General features: G+C 43.6%; 18 protein-coding genes, 1 pseudogene and 1 riboswitch. Of the genes and pseudogenes, 7 read left to right on the top strand and 12 right to left on the bottom strand.

The features are described 5' to 3' along the window. Positions 1 to 66: 66 nt before the first annotated feature. A complete protein-coding gene (locus tag ASUC_RS02605; protein ID WP_012072260.1) occupies positions 67 to 1,602 on the top strand; it encodes a YifB family Mg chelatase-like AAA ATPase in 1,536 nt (511 codons plus the stop codon). Positions 1,603 to 1,680: 78 nt separating this feature from the next. Here the strand turns inward: ASUC_RS02605 and asnC are convergent, their stop codons facing one another. Then, positions 1,681 to 2,133: a transcriptional regulator AsnC gene (gene asnC / locus ASUC_RS02600; protein ID WP_012072259.1), complete on the bottom strand. Its 453-nt coding sequence runs from the start codon at positions 2,131 to 2,133 to the stop codon at positions 1,681 to 1,683. 186 nt (positions 2,134 to 2,319) lie between these two features. Here asnC and asnA point away from each other — a divergent pair, with 186 nt between their 5' ends. Then, positions 2,320 to 3,312: an aspartate--ammonia ligase gene (gene asnA / locus ASUC_RS02595; RefSeq protein ID WP_012072258.1), complete on the top strand. Its 993-nt coding sequence runs from the start codon at positions 2,320 to 2,322 to the stop codon at positions 3,310 to 3,312. A gap of 152 nt (positions 3,313 to 3,464) precedes the next feature. Here asnA and dusA read toward each other — a convergent pair whose 3' ends face one another. The 3 genes from dusA to xylA all read right to left on the bottom strand — a co-directional run bounded on the left by dusA (position 3,465) and on the right by xylA (position 7,423). Beyond that, entirely contained in the window at positions 3,465 to 4,445 is a 981-nt protein-coding gene (dusA, locus tag ASUC_RS02590; RefSeq protein WP_012072257.1) for a tRNA dihydrouridine(20/20a) synthase DusA, read from the bottom strand. Positions 4,446 to 4,596: 151 nt separating this feature from the next. Further along, positions 4,597 to 6,042: a xylulokinase gene (gene xylB / locus ASUC_RS02585; RefSeq protein WP_012072256.1), complete on the bottom strand. Its 1,446-nt coding sequence runs from the start codon at positions 6,040 to 6,042 to the stop codon at positions 4,597 to 4,599. 67 nt (positions 6,043 to 6,109) lie between these two features. Continuing rightward, entirely contained in the window at positions 6,110 to 7,423 is a 1,314-nt protein-coding gene (gene xylA, locus ASUC_RS02580) for a xylose isomerase (protein WP_012072255.1), read from the bottom strand. 251 nt (positions 7,424 to 7,674) lie between these two features. On the opposite strand from xylA, the gene xylF reads away from it, so the two are divergent. The 5 genes from xylF (at position 7,675) to ASUC_RS02550 (ending at position 14,460) form a co-directional block, all read left to right on the top strand. Further along, complete coding sequence (xylF, locus tag ASUC_RS02575; protein ID WP_012072254.1) at positions 7,675 to 8,673, top strand: D-xylose ABC transporter substrate-binding protein; 999 nt, start codon at positions 7,675 to 7,677, stop codon at positions 8,671 to 8,673. Positions 8,674 to 8,758: 85 nt separating this feature from the next. Beyond that, positions 8,759 to 10,273, top strand: coding sequence for a xylose ABC transporter ATP-binding protein (locus tag ASUC_RS02570; protein ID WP_012072253.1), 1,515 nt, complete (start codon positions 8,759 to 8,761; stop codon positions 10,271 to 10,273). Positions 10,274 to 10,276: 3 nt separating this feature from the next. After that, on the top strand, positions 10,277 to 11,404 hold the full coding sequence (locus ASUC_RS02565; protein ID WP_012072252.1) for a sugar ABC transporter permease: 1,128 nt from the start codon (positions 10,277 to 10,279) through the stop codon (positions 11,402 to 11,404). 339 nt (positions 11,405 to 11,743) lie between these two features. Further along, complete coding sequence (gene xylE, locus ASUC_RS02555) at positions 11,744 to 13,183, top strand: D-xylose transporter XylE (RefSeq protein WP_012072251.1); 1,440 nt, start codon at positions 11,744 to 11,746, stop codon at positions 13,181 to 13,183. 98 nt (positions 13,184 to 13,281) lie between these two features. Then, the gene (locus ASUC_RS02550; RefSeq protein WP_012072250.1) at positions 13,282 to 14,460 is read left to right on the top strand and encodes a XylR family transcriptional regulator; all 1,179 of its coding nucleotides are present in this window, start codon (positions 13,282 to 13,284) and stop codon (positions 14,458 to 14,460) included. Positions 14,461 to 14,563: 103 nt separating this feature from the next. On the opposite strand, the gene araA is transcribed toward ASUC_RS02550, so the two are convergent. From araA to ribB, 8 genes and pseudogenes are all read right to left on the bottom strand, one after another. Further along, positions 14,564 to 16,051 carry an L-arabinose isomerase gene (gene araA, locus ASUC_RS02545; protein WP_012072249.1) on the bottom strand — a complete coding sequence of 496 codons (1,488 nt, stop codon included), beginning with the start codon at positions 16,049 to 16,051 and terminating at the stop codon, positions 14,564 to 14,566. A 20-nt stretch (positions 16,052 to 16,071) separates the two neighbouring features. Continuing rightward, positions 16,072 to 17,676: a xylulokinase gene (locus tag ASUC_RS02540; protein WP_012072248.1), complete on the bottom strand. Its 1,605-nt coding sequence runs from the start codon at positions 17,674 to 17,676 to the stop codon at positions 16,072 to 16,074. Between the two features lie 212 nt (positions 17,677 to 17,888). Continuing rightward, positions 17,889 to 18,746 carry an arabinose operon transcriptional regulator AraC gene (araC, locus tag ASUC_RS02535; RefSeq protein WP_012072247.1) on the bottom strand — a complete coding sequence of 286 codons (858 nt, stop codon included), beginning with the start codon at positions 18,744 to 18,746 and terminating at the stop codon, positions 17,889 to 17,891. Between the two features lie 9 nt (positions 18,747 to 18,755). After that, a complete protein-coding gene (gene araH, locus ASUC_RS02530) occupies positions 18,756 to 19,724 on the bottom strand; it encodes an L-arabinose ABC transporter permease AraH (protein ID WP_012072246.1) in 969 nt (322 codons plus the stop codon). 15 nt (positions 19,725 to 19,739) lie between these two features. After that, complete coding sequence (gene araG / locus ASUC_RS02525; RefSeq protein ID WP_012072245.1) at positions 19,740 to 21,242, bottom strand: L-arabinose ABC transporter ATP-binding protein AraG; 1,503 nt, start codon at positions 21,240 to 21,242, stop codon at positions 19,740 to 19,742. Positions 21,243 to 21,298: 56 nt separating this feature from the next. Next, positions 21,299 to 22,162, bottom strand: a pseudogene (locus ASUC_RS02520) (substrate-binding domain-containing protein); the annotation flags it as partial. Positions 22,163 to 22,174: 12 nt separating this feature from the next. Continuing rightward, positions 22,175 to 22,312 (bottom strand): hypothetical protein, encoded by a 138-nt coding sequence (locus ASUC_RS11335; RefSeq protein WP_281256843.1) that lies wholly within the window; start codon positions 22,310 to 22,312, stop codon positions 22,175 to 22,177. A 330-nt stretch (positions 22,313 to 22,642) separates the two neighbouring features. Then, complete coding sequence (gene ribB, locus ASUC_RS02515; RefSeq protein WP_012072244.1) at positions 22,643 to 23,278, bottom strand: 3,4-dihydroxy-2-butanone-4-phosphate synthase; 636 nt, start codon at positions 23,276 to 23,278, stop codon at positions 22,643 to 22,645. Between the two features lie 74 nt (positions 23,279 to 23,352). Further along, positions 23,353 to 23,482, bottom strand: a riboswitch (FMN riboswitch). Positions 23,483 to 23,583: the final 101 nt, after the last annotated feature.

The following is a 23,583-nucleotide window of genomic DNA, read 5'->3' as shown; positions in this document are numbered from 1 at the left end:
AAAACCTTTTCAAATTTGACCGCACTTTTCTTATAGTTCTCCAAAATCGTCGTTTTGGAGAACTTTATGTCCCTCGCTATTGTTTACAGCCGTGCGTCCATCGGAGTTCAGGCTCCGCTCGTGACCATTGAAGTACATATCAGCAACGGAAAACCTGCATTTGTTTTGGTCGGTCTACCGGAAAAAACGGTTAAAGAAGCACAGGACCGCGTACGCAGCGCATTGATTAACGCTCAATTTAAATATCCCGCCAAACGTATTACGGTTAATCTGGCACCTGCGGATTTACCTAAAGAAGGAGGTCGTTTCGATTTACCTATCGCCCTCGGTATTCTGGCGGCATCGGGGCAGATTGAAGCTAACCACCTACGCCGATTCGAATTTCTCGGCGAACTGGCGTTAACCGGCAACCTGCGTGGCGTACAAGGCATTATCCCGGCAATACTGGAAGCTCAAAAAGCCAAACGGCAAATGATTATTGCTCCGCAAAATGCCAATGAAGCATCGCTGATTTCCAATCAGGAAACCTATTACGCCGGTTCGTTACTGGATGTGGTGCAGTTTTTGAATAATCAGACGGCGTTGCCTTCCACTGATCAGCTGGCTCAACAAAGTGCGGTCAATTTTTTTAAAGGAAATCAAGCGGATTTAACGGATATTATCGGCCAACAACATGCCAAACGCGCTTTAACTATCGCCGCCGCCGGACAGCACAACTTACTGTTTCTCGGTCCGCCCGGCACAGGCAAAACCATGCTGGCAAGCCGCTTGACGGGATTATTACCGGAAATGTCCGATCAAGAGGCCATAGAAACCGCCGCCGTTGCCAGTTTAGTACAAAATGAATTAAATTTTTCCAATTGGAAACAACGCCCTTTCCGTGCACCGCATCACAGCGCTTCCCTGCCGGCATTAGTCGGCGGCGGCACCATTCCTCGTCCGGGGGAAATTTCTCTGGCCCACAACGGCGTATTATTTTTGGATGAATTACCTGAGTTTGAACGGCGGGTACTGGATGCCTTACGTCAACCTTTGGAAAGCGGCGAAATCATTATTTCCCGTGCCATGGGTAAAATCCGATTCCCCGCCAGATTCCAATTAATTGCCGCGATGAATCCCAGTCCTACCGGCAACTATCAGGGTACGCACAATCGTACGACTCCTCAACAAATTATCCGTTATTTAAATAAACTTTCCGGTCCGTTCCTCGATCGGTTCGATCTATCCATTGAAGTCCCGCTACTGCCGCAGGGCGCGTTGCAAAGCAAGGATGATCGTGGAGAAAGCAGCCTTGAAGTGCGGTCAAAAATTTTAAAGGTTCGTGAAATTCAGTTGAATCGGCAAGACAAAGTAAACGCGCACTTAGGCAGTAAAGAAATCGATCGGTTTTGTCAATTAAACGAAGCGGATGCCGTTTTTTTAGAACAGGCATTGAACAAACTCGGACTGTCGGTGCGGGCATACCACCGTATTTTGAAAGTTTCGCGTACCATCGCCGATTTAGCCGATGAAGAACGAATCAACCGTATGCATTTAGCAGAAGCATTGGGTTATCGGGCAATGGATCGACTATTGATGAAATTACACGACGGACGCGAATAACGGAGCAAATCCCGTTCCCGCAAGAAATTTACAAAAAACCTTTCTTTTCTTATAGCTGCAAGAAAGGTTTTATTAAAATTAAGGACGAATATCGCGTAAAATAGGATTTTGCATAGAAATCAGCGTCTCAGTCGATTGAATCTCGTCAATCAACTGAATTTTAGTTGCCAACACGCTATGCAGTTCAGCTATGGTGTGGGTCATAACTTTAATGAAAATAGAATAATTCCCCGTAGTATAATAGGCCTCTACCACTTCATCAAAAGCTTCCAACTGTTTAATAACTTTGTCGTAATCTTTCGCCGATTTCAGGATAATCCCAATAAAACAGCATACGTCATAACCTAATTTACGCTCGTTAATTCGTACTTTAGTACCTTCAATAATGCCGGATTGACGCATTTTTTCCACTCGTACATGAATCGTTCCCGGGCTGACACCGAAATTTTTTGCCATTTCCGCGTAAGGTGTTCGGGCATCTTTGGTTAAAACGCGTAAAATTTGTTGATCTAGAGCATCAATTGTCTGCATAACATCACCTCGCCATCGCATCATAATAAATTTTAGATTTTATTTAATTTTTAGATATATTATTTAAATACATTCATTATTATAACATTTTTTGCTAAAAAGTGTTGAATTTAATCCTTTAGATGTTAAATAATATGTAACAGGCGTTGACACTACGCAGTATTTTATTTATTCAAAGGTATTCCCATGAAAAAATCATTTATTTTACAACAACAAGAAATCAGTTTCGCCAAAAACACATTTACAACAAAACTGGCAGAACACTTAGGACTGGTTGAAGTTCAAGGTCCGATCTTAAGTCAGGTCGGTAATGGGATTCAAGATAATTTATCCGGTAAAGAAAAACCAGTGCAAGTTAACGTGAAAATGATAGAGGACGCTACGTTTGAAGTGGTGCATTCGTTAGCTAAGTGGAAACGCCATACATTAGCCCGTTTCGGTTTTGCGGAAGGCGAAGGTTTATTCGTGCATATGAAAGCGCTGCGTCCGGATGAGGATAGTTTAGATCAAACCCACTCCGTTTATGTGGATCAATGGGACTGGGAAAAAGTGATTCCGGCAGGACGCCGCAATTTAAATTATTTAAAAGAAACCGTACGTTCAATCTATGCCGCCATTGTGGAAACGCAAGAAGCGGTAGAACAAAAATTCGGTTTAAAAGCCTTTTTACCCAAAGAAATCACCTTCATCCACAGTGAAGATTTAGCCCGCGATTATCCGCACATGACGGATAAAGAACGGGAAAACGAAATCTGTAAAAAATACGGCGCCGTGTTCTTGATCGGTATCGGTGGCGATTTACCGGACGGCAAACCGCATGATATGCGCGCACCGGATTATGACGACTGGACAACGTCGTCGGAAGGCGAATATAAAGGCTTAAACGGTGATATTTTAGTCTGGAACCCGGTTTTAAACCGCGCTTTCGAACTTTCTTCTATGGGAATCCGCGTAGACGAAACCGCATTACGCAGACAACTTGCCCTCACCCACGACGAAGAACGATTAAACTTTGCATGGCATCAGGATTTAATTAACGGCCGTATGCCGCTTTCTATCGGCGGCGGAATCGGCCAATCCCGTTTAGCGATGTTATTGTTACAAAAACACCATATCGGTGAAGTACAATCCAGCGTATGGCCGAAAACTGTGATGGAACAGTTTGAAAATATTCTGTAATTCGAATTTTCCGGATAAAAATAAAAAGAGTTAAATACCGACAATCAAAAAAGGGGAATCTAATCTATCTTCCCCTAAATCAACTAAATTAATTTAAGGACTCAGTTCCGTATTGTACCGAACCGAGTCCTTTTTCGTTTAATCCGCTCACGTTACGCCTCCACAAAACTTAACGCCGTTCGCACAACCTCCGCATCCGCACCCGGTTTGTAGGCATTTTCACTGAGATAACGACGCCATTGGCGCGCCCCTTTACAGCCTTGAAACGCGCCCAATATATGACGTACGATGTGATTCAGATACACCCCTCGATTCAGCTGTTGTTCAATATAAGGGAACATGTTTTCCACCGCTTCGCGCGCAGTGACAATCCGAGCGGTCGGATCAAACAATGCCTGATCGATATACCCCAGCAACGACGGATTTTGATAGGCTTCGCGCCCCACCATCACGCCGTCCACCTGTTGTAAATGTGCGGTCATTTCTTCGATAGTTTTTATCCCGCCGTTAATACTGATTAAAATATGCGGAAAATCCCGTTTGAGCTGATACACCCGCTCATAATCCAACGGCGGAATTTCACGGTTTTCTTTCGGACTGAGACCGGAAAGCCAGGCTTTGCGGGCATGAACGATAAGCTCTTGACAGCCGGCATTCGTTATCTTGTGCACAAAATCATACAAAAATTCATAGCTGTCCAGCTCATCAATGCCGATACGGGTTTTCACGGTAACCGGAATCGAAACCGCCGCCTGCATTTTTGTTACGCATTCCGCCACCAAATCCGCTTTTGCCATTAAACAGGCACCGAACATGCCGTTCTGAACGCGATCCGACGGGCATCCCACATTTAAGTTAATTTCCCGATAACCCCGCTCTTCCGCTAATTTAGCGCAGTGCGCCAGCTGGACAGGATCGCTTCCGCCCAGTTGCAGAGCAACGGGATTTTCTGCCGTATCAAACGCAAGATGATCATAACCGGCATGTACAATCGCCTGCGTTGTTACCATTTCCGTATATAACAACGCGTGGCGGCTGAATTGGCGATGAAAATAACGGCAGTGTCGCGTCGTCCAGTCCAGCATGGGAGCGACGGAAAAACGTCCGCGATAAAAGTATGAGGGATTTTGCATAAAAACATCCTTGAAAATTTTTTCACGGATTATACAGAATGGCGAATAGAGAAAAAAGTGCGGTCAGAAAAACACCTGTTTTTTAAAGGAACGTTTCCGCTATAAACAGGTTGAATAGGTTTAACCTTAATTTTGACCGCACTTCGACGCGTTAAAGCCCTTTTAAGCGTTGATATAACTGTGCATATTTCGCCCGTTTTTCCGCGTAATAGGCAGCGCGTTCGGCGCGCGGCCGATATACGGCTTCCAACGGCAGCGGTTGACACAAATCGGCAATATTTTCATTCGGATTCAAAGCGATTTGCGCCAATTTTGCCGCGCCAAGCGCAGGTCCTACGTCGCCGCCGGTGCGATATTCCATGGTTCTGCCTGAAATATCCGCAAGCAGTTGCCGCCAGTAAGCGCTTTTCGCACCGCCGCCGATTAACGCGATATTATCGGCCGTCACGCCCGTTTCATGCAATACGTCGATACCGTCGGCAAGAGCGAAACTGACGCCTTCCACCACCGCTTTTGCCATACTGGCTTGGTTGTCATTATGGTTTAATCCCCAGAATACGCCTTTAGCATAAGCGTCATTATGCGGCGTACGTTCGCCCGAAAGATAAGGCAGGAAAACGGTCTCGGAATCCACCGCACTTTTTTCCGCTTGCTCAAACAAAGTTTGAATATTAGCGATACCCGTGACTTTTTGCACCCAATCCACCGCAGAGGCCGCGCTTAAAATCACCGACATCAAATGCCAGCGATCCGGCAAGGCATGACAGAAACTGTGTACCGCTTTTTGCGGGTTAGCGGTAAATTTATCCGTCACCACAAAATACACGCCTGACGTCCCGAGTGAAAGCATCGCTTGCCCGCTTTTATACAAGCCGATACCGATGGCGCCTGCGGCATTATCGCCGCCCCCCGCCACCACCGGCACGATATTCATTTTCCAGCTTTTTGCCAGTTCCGCACGTAAATAACCTGTGATTTGATTGCCTTCAAATAATTTCGGCATTGCGTTTTCATCCAAACCGCAAGCGTTAAGCAAAGATTTATCCCAATCCCGTTTTGCCACATCCAGCCACATGGTGCCCGAAGCGTCAGACATATCGGAAGCGTATTCACCTGTCATTTTTAAGCGTAGATAATCTTTTGGCAATAAAACTTTACTGACTTTTTCTGCTACCTCGGGTTCGTGATTATCCACCCATTTAAGTTTTGGTGCGGTAAAACCCGGCATCATGAGATTACCGGTGATTTCACGGGAATTCGGTACTAATTTTTCTAATTCCGCACATTCAGCTGCGCTACGACCGTCATTCCACAAAATCGCCGGACGCAAAACATTATCTCGATTATCCAATAAGGTAGCGCCGTGCATTTGCCCGGTTAAACCGATGGCTTTCACCGCCGATAAATTTTGCTCACGAGAAAGCGCAAGCATGGCAAGATTTGCAGCATCCCACCAATCTTTCGGGTCTTGTTCGGACCAAAGCGGATGCGGGCGGGAAATAGGAAGAGCTTGTTGAACAGTAGCGAGAATCTGTTGACTTTCATCTAACAGCACCACTTTTACGCCGGAAGTGCCTAAGTCGATACCGATATACATAAAAACTCCTTATACTAAAAGTGCGGTCCAAAAAACAAAAGTTTTTCAACCGCACTTTACAATGGAATTAACGATAAATATAACTATTCACTAAGTTTTCAAGATATTCTTGTTGTCCTGAAACCGGTTGCGGTTCAAGGTGTTGGGCCGCCTGAGCCAAAGCTTCCAGCGAAGATTTGCCGTTCAGGATTTGTTGGCCTAATTCACCGTTCCAACCCGCATAACGTTGCTCCACGATATGTTGTAACGTTTGATCTTCCAGCATTTTCGCCGCTCGACGTAAAGACAATGCAAGCACATCAATGGCTCCGATATGAGCATGAAATAAATCATACGGGTCAATACTTTGACGACGAATTTTCGCATCGAAGTTTAAGCCGCCGGTGGTTAAACCGCCTGCTTTTAAGATTTCATAAATTGCAAGGGTATTTTCTTCCACGCTGTTCGGGAATTGGTCGGTATCCCAGCCTAACTGCGGATCACCACGATTGGCGTCAATAGAGCCTAAAATATCTAACGCCGCCGCAGTAGCGATTTCATGCTGGAAAGTATGCCCCGCCAAGGTTGCGTGATTCGCTTCAATGTTAACCTTGATTTCTTTTTCCAAACCGAATTGTTTTAAGAAACCGTAAACCGTCGCCACATCGTAGTCATATTGATGCTTGGTCGGTTCCTGCGGTTTGGGTTCGATTAATAATGTCCCCTTGAAACCGATTTTATGTTTATGTTCCACTACCATTTGCATGAAACGACCGATTTGCTCGCGCTCACGACGTAAATCCGTATTTAACAAGGTTTCGTAACCTTCCCGACCGCCCCACAATACATAGTTTTCACCGCCTAAACGTTTGGTTGCGTTCATTGCGTTAAATACTTGCGCACCTGCACGGGCAAAAATTTCAGGGTTCGGATTGGTTGCCGCCCCGGACATATAACGCGGATTAGTGAAACAGTTCGCCGTTCCCCATAACAATTTAATACCGGTTTCCGCTTGTTTTTGTTCTAAGACATCCACAATCGTGTTGAAATTATTCACATATTCTTGATAAGAATTGCCTTCGGGTGCGATATCCACATCATGGAAACAATAATAAGGCACCCCTAATTTAGTTAAAAATTCAAATGCTATATCCGCTTTTTGTTTTGCTCCGGCAAGCGGATCGGTTTGTTTTTGCCAACTGCGATCCAGAGAACCGACCCCGAACATATCGTTACCGTTCCAGCAGAAAGTATGCCAGTAACAGACAGCCAAACGTAAATGATCAGCCATGGTTTTGCCTAAGATCACTTCATTCGCGTTGTAGTATTTATATGCAAACGGATTAATCGAATCCGCACCTTCATAGTTCACTTTTTCAATTTTGTCGAAGTAGTTTGTCATGATGATTTCTCCTAAATGAACGAGACTGGAAATTTAATGCGAGCTCATCTTCGTCAAAATTCGCCGGTTCTTCAATTATGTTATTTGGTTTTTCCGTTCTGATAATTGGTAATTGTGCCGCAGATCACAAAAGCGAAAAAACGTAATCCCAATACGAAATATGATAATTGTTGTGAATGTAAATTTTCTGCAACACTTCGCCAAGAGTAAAGCGTTACTCTGACTATCGATTATTTTCAAGGAGTATCATTATGAAATTAAAAACAACTTTATTAACTCTGGCGGCAGCGATCGCCGTTTGTGCAATCCCTGCTCAGGCTAAAGATCTCACGATCGGTATGTCCATTGATGATTTGCGGTTAGAAAGATGGCAAAAAGACCGCGATATTTTTGTTAAAAAAGCAGAAAGCCTTGGCGCTAAAGTATTGGTTCAATCCGCAAACGGCGATGATTCCGCGCAAATTTCGCAAATTGAAAACATGCTGAATAAAAACGTAGACGTTTTAGTCATTATTCCGCATAACGGCGACGTATTAAGCAATGTGATTTCCGAAGCAAAAAAAGAAGGTGTGAAAGTGTTAGCTTACGACCGCTTAATTAATAATGCGGACTTGGATTTTTACGTTTCTTTCGACAATGAAAAAGTAGGCGAATTGCAGGCAGATGCAATTATTAAGGAAAAACCGGAAGGAAATTATTTCTTAATGGGCGGTTCGCCGGTGGATAACAACGCAAAATTATTCCGAAAAGGTCAGATGAAAGTGTTACAACCGTTAATCGACAGCGGCAAAATTAAAGTGGTGGGCGATCAATGGGTTGACAGCTGGCTGGCGGAAAAAGCGTTACAGATTATGGAAAACGCCTTAACCGCCAATAAAAACAACATTGATGCGGTAGTCGCGTCTAACGATGCCACGGCCGGCGGCGCTATTCAGGCATTAAGCGCACAAGGTTTATCGGGCAAAGTCGCCATTTCCGGTCAGGATGCGGACTTAGCGGCGATTAAACGGATTGTAGAAGGTACACAAACCATGACGGTGTACAAACCGATCACCAATCTGGCGGACAAAGCGGCGGAACTTTCGGTGGCTTTAGGAAAAGAGGAAAAACTGGAACCTAACGCAAAATTAAATAACGGTTTGAAAGAAGTAGATGCGTATTTATTAGATCCTATCGTCGTCACCAAAGATAACATCGACAGTACCGTAATCAAAGACGGATTCCACAGCAAAGAGGCAGTTTATAAATAATTCGCCGGCTTAACTTCCCGAAAAGTGCGGTCAAAATTTGCACATTTTCGACCGCACTTCCAACAAAAAATCAGAGGATGTTTTTATGGCTCAATTATTAGAAATGAAAAATATCACTAAAAAATTCGGTGATGTGACTGCTTTAAATAATATTTCGATTTCGTTAGAAACCGGTGAAATTCTCTCTTTATGCGGTGAGAACGGTTCGGGTAAATCCACCTTAATGAAAGTATTATGCGGCATTTATCCGTACGGTGATTTCAGCGGAGAAATTACTTTTTCCGGCGAACCGTTAATCGCCAAAGGTATTAAAGATACGGAAGAAAAAGGCATTTCCATTATTCATCAGGAATTAACCCTGGTTAAAAACATGACGGTGCTTGAAAATATGTTTTTGGGCAATGAAATCGTAAAATCCGGCATTACCGATGACAATGAAATGTACCTGCGTTGCAAAACCCTGTTGCAACAAGTGCAGCTGGATATTGATCCGAATACCAAAGTGGGCGAACTGGGATTGGGTCAGCAGCAATTGGTGGAAATCGCCAAAGCCCTCAATAAACAAGTCCGCCTTTTAATTCTTGACGAACCCACCGCCTCCTTAACGGAAAAAGAAACCGCCGTTTTATTGGCGTTAGTCAAAGATTTAAGCGCCCATAATATTGCCTGTGTATATATTTCCCATAAATTAAATGAAGTAAAAGCGATTTCCGACAAAATTTGTGTGATTCGGGACGGTGAACACATCGGCACTCGTCCTGCCGAGAGCGTATCGGAAGACGATATTATCACCATGATGGTAGGCCGTGAAATCACGTCACTCTATCCTTACCAAGAACACCAAATCGGTGAAGAAGTATTGCGGGTGGCGAATATCACCGCCTGGCATCCGATTAATACCCATATTAAACGGGTCGACAATGCAAATTTCAAATTACATGCGGGTGAAATCTTAGGCGTTGCAGGACTTGTAGGTTCCGGACGAACCGAAATGGCGCAATGCATCTTCGGTTCTTACCAAGGGAAATCTCAGGGCGATATTTTTATCCGCAATCAAAAAGTCAAAATCCGTAATTGTGAGGAAGCGATAAAAAACCAAATCGTGATGGTACCGGAAGACCGTAAAAAACACGGCATTATCCCAATTATGGGGGTCGGTAAAAATATTACGCTATCCTCACTCAGACAATTCTGTTTCGGCGGAAAAATCATTAATGAACCGTTAGAAGAAACCATAATTAACCAATCCATCGAGCGATTAAAAGTCAAAACGTCCTCCTCTGAATTAGCTATCGGACGTTTGAGCGGCGGTAATCAGCAAAAAGCCATTTTAGCCAAATGCCTGCTGCTGAACCCCCAAATTTTGATTTTAGACGAACCGACCCGCGGTATCGACGTGGGCGCGAAATATGAAATCTACAAACTCATTAATCGGTTGGCGCAGGAAGGGATGGCGGTGATTGTCATTTCTTCCGAATTACCGGAAGTATTAGGAATTAGCGACCGGGTATTGGTGATGCACCAAGGACAGATTAAAGCGGATTTAATCAATAATAATTTAACCCAAGAACAAGTCATGGAAGCGGCGCTTAAGGAGTAACCTATGTCTAAGTTTAAATCTATAAATTTACAAGTTTATATTATGTTTATCGCCATTGTGGTGATTATGGCATTCTTCTTTGTTACTACCGACGGAGCGTATTTAAGCGCTCGTAACATTTCTAATTTATTGCGCCAAACGTCCATCACCGGGATTTTAGCTATCGGGATGATTTTCGTCATTATCTCCGCTGAAATTGATTTATCCGTCGGTTCCATGATGGGATTATTAGGCGGTTTCGCCGCAATCGCAGACGTGTGGTGGGGCTGGCCGTTACCGTTAACCATAGTCGTCACATTAGCGGCCGGCGTGCTGTTCGGCACCTTTACGGGCTGGTGGGTGGCATACCGTAAAGTACCGTCGTTCATTGTTACCCTGGCCGGCATGTTGATTTTTCGCGGAATGCTGGTGGGTGCAACCAACGGTACAACGGTTTCGCCAATCAGCAAAGAAATGACCGCCATCGGGCAAGGTTATCTTTCCGATACGACGGGAATGATTTTAGGTATTGTTGCCGTAGTCTGTTTTTTCCTGTGGGGCAGTTATCAACGCAAAGCCCGCAAAAATCTTAATCTTACCGTGCCGAATGCCGGTAAAGAAACCATGAAATACGGCTTATTCACCATTTGTGTGTTAGGGGCGATTTATCTATTAAACGACTACCGCGGCATCCCGTTTCCTGTATTATTACTCGCGCTTCTTGCCGTAATCGGTATGTTTATTGCGCGCAAAACCGCCTTCGGTCGTCATATTTATGCCATCGGCGGCAATATTGAGGCGGCAAGACTATCGGGAATTAATGTGGAAAAAATTAAGTTAATGATTTTCTCCATGAACGGGTTTATGGTAGCGATTGCCGGATTGATTTTAAGTTCTCGTTTAGGTGCCGGCGCACCGTCAGCCGGTCAAAATGCCGAACTGGATGCTATCGCCGCCTGCGTTATCGGCGGTGCCAGTTTAGCCGGCGGTATCGGCAGCGTATACGGTGTTGTTATCGGCGCATTAATTATCGCTTTGCTCGATAACGGCATGAGCATGCTGGATGTCCCGACTTTCTGGCAATATATCGTTAAAGGATCGATTTTATTACTTGCTGTATGGATGGATACTGTGAGTAAGAAAAAAATGTAATTCATTAAAAAACGTTTAAATTTTCGACTGCACTTTACGCTCTCTTTTTGTATTTTTTTAAAAGTGCGGTCGAATTTTTCATACTTTTTATCTTGCTTCTTAATGCCGGTTTGAACTCCGGTATGTATGCCTATATAACCGCTTCTTTTTTATTCAAAATTCATACAAATCAGAAATTGCAATTACGATATTTCATTTTTTTATTGCGATTATTAACTTCTGCGTAACAAATCACAAAAAGTGAAAAACGTAAACTCAAAATCAAATTTCTAAATTGAAGAAATCCAATGGGATATGAAAAATAGTATTCAAATATTTACAATATAAGAGGTATATATTATGGCGAGAACAAACTCATACGTGATTGGCGTGACGCTGGTCGCTACCTTAGGCGGACTTTTATTCGGTTACGATACGGCTGTGATTTCAGGCACGGTATCATCCTTAGATACGGTGTTTATCCAACCTAAAGGCTTACCTGAAATTTCAGCGAATTCATTGTTGGGGTTTTGTGTTGCCAGTGCGCTGATTGGCTGTATCATCGGCGGAGCGTGCGGCGGCTACTTGAGCAGTAAATACGGACGCAAAAAAGCCTTAGTGATTGCGGCGGTATTATTTTTGCTTTCAGCATTCGGTTCCGCTTATCCCGAATTCGGTTTAACCGAAATAAACCGAACCAACGATGTACCTTATTATCTCAGCAACTTCCTCACCCAATTTGTGATTTACCGTATCATCGGCGGCATTGGGGTTGGAATCGCTTCCATGATTTCACCGATGTATATCGCAGAAATCGTTCCGGCACATATTCGCGGCAAAATGGTGTCCTTCAACCAGTTTGCCATCATTGCGGGCCAACTCGTGGTGTATTTCGTAAATTATTTTATTGCGTTAAACGGTGATAATACATGGCTTAATATGCTGGGTTGGCGCTATATGTTTTTATCAGAAATGGTACCGGCCGGATTATTTCTAACGCTTCTTTTCTTTGTACCGGAAAGTCCGCGTTGGTTAGTATTACAAAATAAACTCACACAAGCCGAAGTCACTTTATTAAAATTATTAGGTGAAAAATCAGGTAAAAAAGAATTACAAAACATTGTTTCTTCGTTAGAACATCGTGTGGCGAAAGGCAGCCCGTTGCTGTCCTTCGGTATTGGTATTATCCTAATCGGCATTGCACTTTCCGTTTTTCAGCAATTTGTCGGAATCAATGTGGCGCTTTATTATGCCCCTGAGATTTTTAAATCTTTAGGCGCAAGTACGGACAGCGCATTGTTACAAACCATTATCATGGGGGCGATCAACCTTTCTTGTACCACTATTGCTATTTTTACTGTAGATAAATATGGTCGTAAACCATTACAAATTGTCGGTGCATTAGGTATGGCGGTAGGCATGTGCGTATTAGGCACCGCCTTCTACGCTAATCTTTCCGGTTCGATTGCATTAACCGGCATGTTATTCTATGTAGCCTCTTTTGCCATCTCTTGGGGACCGGTTTGCTGGGTATTATTAGCCGAAATTTTCCCGAATGCGATTCGCAGTCAAGCCTTGGCAATCGCCGTAGCAACACAATGGATTGCGAATTATATTGTTTCCTGGACATTTCCGATGATGGATAAAAGTTCGTATTTACTTGAACATTTTAACCACGGTTTCGCCTACTGGGTTTATGCTTTTATGAGTATTTTAGCTGCGTTATTTATGTGGAAATTCGTACCTGAAACCAAAGGCAGAACATTGGAAGAGGTGGAATTATTATGGCGTAAAAAATAATATTCATGCCCGAATCGAAAAACGCCGGTCTGCAACGACTGGCATTTATTTTGCCTTTCGCTTATGATTAAAAAAAGAAAAGACGAGAAGGTATATGAATGGCCGTGGATCAAGAATATTATCGCGTTGCGCTCCTGTTTAACGCCAATAAAGTTTATGATCGAGGAGTAATTGAAGGTGTCGGGCAATACTTACAAGCTTCCCAATGCACATGGGATATTTTTTTAGAAGACGACTTTATTTATCATAAAGAGGAAATTAAAAATCTTTCTATCGACGGTATCATCGGTGATTTTGATGATCTTGAAACCGCCGCAATCCTAGCAAATATTGACGTACCCGTCGTAGCCGTGGGCGGTTCATATCAAAACGCCGATTATTATCCCGATTTGCCTTATATTGCCACCGACAATGAAAAATTAGTCGAAATGGCATTCTTACATTTAAAAGAAAAAGGCTTAACCCGGTTTGCTTTTTACGGACTCCCCGTTACTACGAAAAAACATTGGGCGAATGAACGTTTGGCAACTTTTCAGCGCTTAATGGATAAATATGAGTATAAAAGCGAAATTTACCTTGGAGACAAAACTAATTCTCGAAACTGGCTCACCGCCCAAGCAAACTTATGTCAATGGTTGCAAACATTACCGAAATATACCGGAATTATTGCGGTAACCGATGCCAGAGCCCGTCACTTGTTGCAAGCCTGCGAATATTTAAAAATCGCCGTACCGGAAGAACTTTGCATAATGGGAATTGATAATGAAGATTTAATTCAGCATTTGTCCCGGATCTCGCTTTCTTCGGTGGAACAAGGCACAACCCAAATCGGTTATCAGGCAGCCAAACAGTTACACCGCTTACTAGGAGGACAAACCGTTCCCCACCGTCCTTTGATTGTTCCGCCCGGCAAAGTCATTGCACGCCGTTCTACGGATTATCGATCATTGCAAGACCCTGTTGTGATCCAGGCCATGCACTATATTCACCATCGCGCCAGCCAAGGTATAAAAACCGAACAAGTTCTCGATCACTTACGGATTTCCCGTTCGAATTTAGAACAACGCTTTAAGGCCGAAATGAATAAAACCATTCATCAAGTTATCCATGAAGAAAAACTGGATCGCGCCAAAAACATGTTAAAGTTTACCGATGTACCGATTCAGGAAATCGCAGAGATTTGCGGTTATCCTTCATTACAGTATTTTTATGCGGTATTCAAGAAAGAACACCGACAAACCCCCAAAGAATTCAGAGAACAATTTTTAGCTTATTAAACGAGATATATGGGTAAAATCACGAAAAAACCAACGCTTTGATCCATTATGTCTTACCGTTTTGAACAAAAAAGCATAATGAATAACATTATGCTTTCCGGTTCTATTTATAAGCTACGTCATTCCAACGCAGTTCATTTTTCAAATCAGCCAATTCCGTTTTGGCATGGATATGAATAAATTCAATTCCGAAATATTCCGCAAAAGTTCTGAGCATGTCCGCATCAATATCCAAACTGAATACATTGTGGTGTGCGCCGCCGGCTAAAATCCAAGCCTGCGTACCCGTATCGAAATCCGGTTCCAGTTTCCAGAATGCATGACCGACCGGTAAATTCGGCATATCCTGCGGTTTGGCAATGGCTTGCAATTCCGCCGTAATCATTCGGAAGCGGTTCCCCAAATCCACAATAGTCGAAGCGGTGGCACAGCCCGCTTTAGACGTGAAAATCAGACGGGTCGGGTCTTCTTTACCGCCAATACCTAACGGTTTTATGTCGAGAATCGGTTTGTCTTCGGCGATTGACGGACAGACTTCCAGCATATGTGCGGCAAGCACCACTTCGTTATGATCTTCGAGATTATAGGTGTAATCTTCCATAAACGAGCAACCGTTCGGTAAACCGTAGCTCATGACTTTTATCGCCCGTACTAACGCTGCGGTTTTCCAATCGCCTTCCGCACCGAAACCGTAACCCTGTGCCATTAAGCGCTGAACCGGTAATCCCGGAAGCTGTTTCATACCGTATAGATTTTGGAAAGTGTCGGTGAAAGCTTTGAATCCGCCTTTATCTAAGAATGCTTTTAAACCTAATTCGATGCGGGCGGAATCAATCAGTGATTGGCGCTTCTCACCGCCTTCTTTCAGACTGTCCACCAGTTGATAATCAGCTTCATATTCTTTCACCAAGGTGGCTATATCTTCCTCTTTAATCGCATTAATACTGTTCACCAGTTGATATATGCCGTAACCGTTTACGCTGTAACCGAATTTGATCTGTGCTTCAACTTTATCCCCTTCGGTTACGGCGACTTCTCGCATATTATCGCCAAAGCGGGCGACTTTCAGATGTTGTTGATCATAAATGGCCGCCAATACGCGCATCCAGCGATCCAATTTTTGTTTAACCGATTCGCTTTGCCAATGCCCTACAACTATGGTTCGCGGTTTACGCAGACGGGAAACCATGAAACCGAATTCACGATCGCCGTGGGCGGTCTGGTGTAAATTCATATAATCCATATCAATTTCATTCCACGGAATATATTTATTGAACTGGGTATGGAATTGTAATAGCGGTTTGTCTAATCGGGTTAAGCCTGCAATCCACATTTTGGCAGGAGAGAAGGTATGCATCCAAGCGATGACTCCGGCACAGTTTTCCTCATAATTTGCCGCCCGGCAAATAGCAAGAATGTCTTCCGGTGTGGTGGCTAACGGTTTTAATTTGATCTGAATAAACGGATTCCGACTGTTTAAATATTGCGTAATTTGTTTCGCATTGGCATACACTTGTTTCAGCGCTTCATCGCCGTATAAATCTTGGCTGCCTACTATAAACCAGACTTCAAGTTTTTTAATAAATTCCATAATATTTCTCCCGACTCGTTTTAAATTTCATAATGGAACGCATCAACTGCCGCTCGGACGACAGGGATACCTTTTTGATAAGTTCGAATAAATTCCGCATAACCTTTCGCCATTTCCGCATCGGGCCGGGTAATTTGAATTTCCGACCGGACAAAAATCCGGTTATCAAGATAGTCTTCCAAAGATTCTCCGGCTTGATAAGCCGCTAAATAATTCGCTAAAAGTGCAATTCCCCATGCTCCGCCTTCATTAGCAGTCTTCATTACCGCAACGGGAACATTAATTGCCGAGGCAAGGATTTTAGACGCTACATTCGGCGTTTTGAAAATACCGCCGTGCGCTAAAATTCGGGCGATCTTGACTTTTTCCCGTTGAATTAAAATATCCACGCCTAATTTCATTGCGCCGAATGCACTGTATAAATGAGAACGGATAAAGTTCGCCAGAGTAAAATTCGAATTAGCCGGATGCATAAAAGTCGGACAACCTTCGGATAAACCCACGCTGTGCTCGCCGGAATAAAAGCCGTAAGCTAATAAATTACCGCAGTTCGCCTCGCCTTCTAACGCTTTAAGGAATAAGGTTTCGTATAACTTATCCGGTTCGACTTCCAAACCAAAAACCTTTAAATTTTCGCCGAACAAATTGATCCAGGCATTAATGTCGGAAGTACAGTTATTGGCATGCGCCATAGCCACCAATTTGCCCGCAGGCGTTGTCACCGAATCCAGTTGTTCGTAAACTCGGGTAAGCTCTTTTTCCAATACAATCATGGCGAAAGCGGAAGTGCCGGCGGAGATATTACCCGTATTGACTTTAATACTGTTGGTCGCCACCATGCCGGTTCCCGCATCACCTTCCGGCGGACAAAGAGGAATACCCGCCTGTAATTGTCCCGTCGGATCGAGCAATTTTGCGCCCTGTTCGGTTAATTTTCCCGCAAACTGACCAGCCGTTAAAACCTTCGGTAAAATTTCCGTAATTTTCCAGGGATAAGAATAAGGCGCGACCAATTCATCAAACCGGTTCAGCATGCTTTGATAATAAGAACCGGTTTTCGGGTCGATCGGAAACATACCGGATGCTTCGCCGACGCCCAATACTTTTTCGTCCGTTAACCGCCAATGTACATAACCGGCCAGCGTCGTAAAGAAATCAATCTCGCCGACGTGTTGTTCCCGATTAAGTATTGCTTGATATAAATGGGAAACACTCCAGCGTTGAGGAATATTATAGTTAAAAAGTGCGGTCAGTTTTTGCGAAGATTTTGCCGTAATGTTATTCCGCCATGTTCTGAACGGCACGAGCAAACCGCCCCGTTGATCGAAAGGCATATAACCGTGCATCATGCCGCTAATGCCGATAGCTTTGGCTTTGGTCACGGAAAGACCGTATTTTTCTTTTACATTATCGGTGAGAGCGCGATAAGCAGCTTGTAAACCTTGCCAAATTTCATCTTGCGGATAAGTCCAGATACCGTCAACAAAATGATTCTCCCAAGTAAACCCGCCGGTCGCTAAAATATCGCCTTGAACATTGATAAGAACCGCTTTTATCCGCGTCGAACCGAATTCAATTCCGATAGACGCCTCGCCTGAGGTAATCACTGCTTGTACATCGCGCATATTTATTACTCCTGATTCCGTCGTAACAAAAGTAACGGCGGTTTGTGGTGTACCGCCATGATGTTATAACTGTAGAGTAGATCTTATTGCATATAACCGTTAGCGTTGAATATGCTATATATATGGATAATAATGCTACGAAAAATAAGATGCGAACTAGATCACTTTTTTCAAAAGTCCAATATTTTCGGACCGCACTTTACAACACGAAATTAACGGGAATTTCGGTAATCCGACGGACTTAATCCGACATAACGTTTAAAAATCCGGGAAAAATAAAGTTGATCGTCATAGCCTAATTGTCTTGCAATCGCATAAATAGGTGCGCCTGAAGTATGGAGTAAATGCTGCGCCTTAATCATGCGTTGCTCTTCACGCCATCTGATAATGCTGGATCCCGTTTGCTGTACGAAAAGGTGGGTCAAACGAGAAGGCGAGATGTGGACATGCTCGGCGATTTCGGTAATTTTATGATTCAAATGCAGATTGGCGGAAATAAAATGGCAGGTCTCTAAAATTCTGGGATCCAGCATTCGTTGAATGTTGACGGGATCTAATTTTATGCATTTGATTAACAGCTGCTCCAATAAACACATGGACATAGCTTGAGAGAACATATCTTTATTGCCGTATTCCCGTTCGATTTGTTTAAATAAGGTTTCTATTTCCCGGTATGTTGTCAAATCGGTAATCTTCAGACGCCCAACATGATCCGTCACACGGCTCCATTGCAACCAACTCGCCCAAAACGAACGCGGTCTGAAATAAATCCATTGATGATGCCATGAACTTGCAGATTCGGAACGATGATATAAATGTTCGGCATTGGGCGGAAAGAGTAACAAATCGCCCTTGCTACAAGTAAAGGCGCGTTCACCTTCAAATACCGCACCTTCTCCTTGCGTAGTAAGGTTGATAATGTACCCTTTCATGCCGTTCGGACGACGAATAGTAAAATCTATTTCGCTTCCCCGCTCAATCGGCGTGCAACCCGCCACTAAATACGAGCCGAACTGATACCCGGGTAATAACGGATTGGTTTCCGATTGAACTTCATGTCGTCGCTTCATTCCTAAGCCTTAAGATTTGATAATTTTCTGTTTATATTTATCAAAAATAACCGCAATCAACAAGATGAGGCCCCTCACCACATATTGCGCGAACGGCGAGATATTTAATAGGTTCATGGCATTTTCAATAGTGCCGAGAATTAACACGCCGGCGATGATAAATGAAATTTTCGCCACTCCGCCGTTCAGCGAAACGCCGCCCAGCACACAAGCCGAAATCGCCACCAGTTCAAACCCCACGGATGTCATCGGTTGACCGCTGGTCATACGGGCGGCCAAAATAACGCCGGCGAGAGCGGAAACAAAACCGGATACCACAAAAATAATTAACTTTGTTCTGTCCACATTGATACCCGCCAAACGGGACGCTTCCTGATTACCGCCTATCGCCAGAGTATTACGTCCGTAAGTGGTTTTACTGAGTAAAAAACCGAAAACGGCGATACAGATAACAGTAAAAATGATCGGTAAAGGCACACCGAAAATATCCTGGTAACCCAGTTCGAAGAATTCTTCTTTGGTAATCCCCACCGCTTTACCGTCCGAAATAATATAGCCGAAACCGCGGGCGATCTGCATGGTCGCAAGTGTAGTGATTAATGAGTTGATTTTTAGTTTTGCAATGACAAAACCGTTAATTAATCCGACCGCAACACCCAGACCGAGACCGGCAAGAATACCGACCGTAACGCTTTGCGTCATATTAATCGCTACCGCCGTCACGACCCCGGCACAGGCGATAACGGAAGCCACGGAAAGATCGATTTCCCCCGCCGCCAAACAGAACAACATACCGCAGGCAACAATCCCGCTCATAGAAATGGCCAACCCTAAGCCCCTCATATTGACGACGGTAGCAAAATTAGGAATGAATAAACAAGAACCGATAAAAATCACGGCAAAAATAAGGAGCATGCCGTAAGAGTTCCAAATTCTACCAAATGAACCCACTGTTTTTTCCTGAGTTATTGAAGTCATAATCAATCTCCTGCATTAAGCCGCTTTACTTTCTACCATAGCAAGTTTTAATATTTTTTCTTCCGTGGCCTCTTCACGCGTTACTACGCCGGTAATTTGATGACCACGCATTACCATAATTCGATCCGATACGCCGATTACTTCCGGTAAGTCGCTGGATACCACAATAATGGCGAGTTTTTCATCGGCAAGTTTAAAAATCAAATCGTAAATTTCCGATTTTGCCCCGACATCAATACCTCGCGTCGGTTCATCCAACAATAAAACTTTAATGTCTTCGGACAACCAACGTCCCAAGATGGCTTTCTGTTGGTTACCACCGGACAAATTAACAATAAGTTGTTGAATGGACGGGGTTTTTACATTCATTTGCCGGCGTTGTCGTTCGGCATTTTCTTTTTCCCACTTTTCGTTAATAATAAATTTGAAAAAATTATGGGAACGTCTCGCACTGATATTGATATTTTCCGCTACGGTTGCCGTCGGAATAATCCCCTCTTTTTTACGATCTTCGGGACAAAGCACAATCCCCTGTTCTATCGCTTCTTTCGGATTGCGTATACAAACGGTTTTACCGTCCAATTCGATTGTACCTTCAATATTCGGATCGGCGCCGAAAATCACTTTTAACAGTTCCGAACGCCCGGCGCCCACCAAACCGAATAAACCAAGTACTTCGCCCGCCCGAACGGTTAAGTTAAAGTCGCCTTTCAGTTTATGTCCGGACAAGCGGCTGATTTTTAACCGCTCTTTTCCTACATCACGGGGACGATAATGATAAATGTCGCCTAAATTACGTCCTACCATGCTGCGAACCAGATCGTCATTGGTGATTTTGGAGAGAGAAGAGAAAGTTTCCACATATTGCCCGTCTTTTAACACGGTAATTTCATCACTAATACGGAAAATTTCTTCCATACGGTGAGAAACATACAGAATCACTTTGCCTTCATCCCGTAACTCATTAATTACCGAAAATAATTTCTCAATCTCAGGTGCGGAAAGACTGCTGGTCGGCTCGTCGAAAGCAATAATCTTTGCTCCTCGGCTCAATGCTTTGGCAATTTCAATCATTTGCCACTGACCGATAGATAATTCTTTTAAAGGGGTGTCGGGTGAAATATTTAAATCTAATTTATCAAGATATTTCTGTGTTCTTTTTACCAATTCCGATTTATCGACGATTCCGAAAGAATGGGGAAACTGACCTAAACACAGATTTTCGGCTACCGTCATTTCCGGCACGATATTCAATTCCTGGTAAATAATGGCCACTCCGGCCAATAATGCTTCCTTGGTATTACGAAAAACCAACTGACGTCCGCCGATACTTAATTTGCCTTCGCTCGGTAAATAGTTACCGCTTAAAATTTTCAGCAACGTGGACTTACCCGCACCATTTTCCCCCATCAGCGCATGAACCCTGCCTTCGTAGCATTTAAAGGAAATATTCTGTAATGCTTTAACACCCGGAAAGCTTTTACTCACATTATCAAATTCTAAATACGGAACTTGCATTTTCTCCTCCTTGCCAGGTCTGTTTATGGGCAATAAACAGACCTTATTTCAATATATTAAAGACCTTTTTTAGCCAGTTCTTCTTTGAAATTTTCACGCTTCAGGAATACAACGTCCTGAACTGCAATGTATTTTTCCGGTTCCACACCTTCTCTAATCCATTTACTGAGGAGCTCGACGCTGCGATAACCGTGAATATCGGGACTCGGCAAAAGAGAACCTAAAAAACCGGTAGCTTTCGGTTTGGAAAGTTCGTTAACCGCATCTACGCCGTTGATACCGATAGCCACTACGTTTTCCGGTTTAAAACCTTGTCCCTCGGTCGCACGCACGCCGCCTAATACGGTGTTATCGTTCATACCGACGATAAGCCAGTTTCTTACTTCCGGGTGCTGTACCAACATAGAATTCGCCGCATCAAGTGCGCCCGGAATATCGTTACTTTTGGTCGGAGATTTATAAATTTTTTCTTTAGGGAAACCTGCTTTGATTAAGGCGTCCATAGAGCCTTCGGTGCGGCGACGTGCGGTATCCAGTTCATCGGCGGTGATAGCTAAAACCGCTGTATCTTTCACATCCCATTTGCGGTTTTGCATTTCTTTATAAAGTTCTTCACCTTGCCGTTGACCGATTTCCGTCGCCGCCATCATAATTAAAGGCACATTAGTCATCGGCTCGCCCGCTGCATTTAAGAATTGGTCATCAACCGCAATCACTTTTAGATCATGAGAACGGGCTTTCGCCATAATAGCGGGACCCAGCTTGGGGTCCGGCGTACAAATAACAAATCCTTTCGCCCCATTAGCAGCTAAATTATCAATAGCATTTAATGTTTTTTCACCGTCCGGTATGGCAATTTTGATAATTTCCACGTTACCGAGATCTTTGGCCGCTTTATCTGCAAACGCCCATTCTGTTTGAAACCAGGGCTCTTAGGGTTGTTTTACCAGAAAGCCCAATTTAATAGATTCCGCCGAATCGGAATATGCCGGGTTAGAATTTAATCCCGTTACAGCCAGAATAGACGCTGCAACCAAAGATTTAAGAAATGTTCTTTTGCTTAATTTCATTGTTCTGTCCCTCTCTATATTGTTTTTCGTTTATCAATGAACCAAGAGTATTGATAGTGAATTGCTACGGTAAGCATGGCTTATATTAGTGACCTTAATCGGTAAAAAACTCGATCTGGATCACAATCCAAAATCATAGCTGAATAATCCATGTTTTTAGCTAAATTAACGTAGGATATGTTTATCAGAATCATATTTAAGCCAATAAAAAAGGAAGTATTTCTACTTCCTTCGGATAAAATTATCATTGTTACACGCTGTCTCGGCTACATAAAAAGTGCGGTCACAAAAAAAGAATTTTTGACCGCACTTTATTGCAAATGAACAAACTTATTTGGTTAGATAGGCCACTAAATCTTCAATTGTCACTACGGCATAATTAAATTCCTGCGCAAATTTAACTAATTGAGGCGCACGCGCCATAGTGCCGTCATCATTGGTAATTTCACAAATCACTCCCGCCGGTTTATATCCCGCCAACAGTGCTAAATCCACTGCCGCCTCAGTATGTCCGCGCCGCGTTAATACGCCGCCTTTTGCCGCACGCAAAGGGAAAATATGACCCGGACGATGTAAATCCGACGGTTTGGCATTATCCGCCACAGCGGCTTTTACCGTTGTCACGCGATCTGCCGCCGACACGCCGGTAGATACGCCCTGTGCTGCTTCAATGGTAACAGTAAATGCAGTTTTATTAACACTGCTATTATTTTGCACCATAGGCGGTAAATCCAGTTGTTGACAAAGTTCGTCCGTGATACAAAGGCAGACGATACCGCTGCCGAAACGGATAAGTTTTGCCATTTGCTCGGTCGTAATCGTTTCCGCCGGGAAAATTAAATCCCCTTCGTTTTCGCGATTTTCATCGTCTAAAACGAGTACGCCGTTGCCCTGTTTAAATGCATTAATTGCCTTGATAACGCGTTCTTCGGCTGTACCGAATTGCGCAAGTAGAGACTGATTCATAGTAAATTCCTTGTAAAACATCGTACCAGAATCAGGGCTGGAAATGGGAAATACCGTTTTACTAACGCAAAACGGTTTACTCTCTTTCATCCAGACTGTAACTGTTGGCTTTGGAATTTCACCAAATCTGCTGACTTTGCCTTATAACAAACGCTCGCGGGCTTGACCGCCAGTAGGGAATTTCACCCTGCCCTGAGAATGCGGCGATAGTATAGCGTAATTTATAGGGTGAAAAAACGATTTTATTTATTGAATTAAATTACATACAATAGACAAATAAGTCTATTTTTCAGCGCACTTGCCGT

Origin of the sequence: Actinobacillus succinogenes 130Z, assembly GCF_000017245.1 — a bacterium.
GTDB classification, from domain to species: domain Bacteria; phylum Pseudomonadota; class Gammaproteobacteria; order Enterobacterales; family Pasteurellaceae; genus Exercitatus; species Exercitatus succinogenes.
This window is presented reverse-complemented; position numbering and strand designations above follow the sequence as displayed.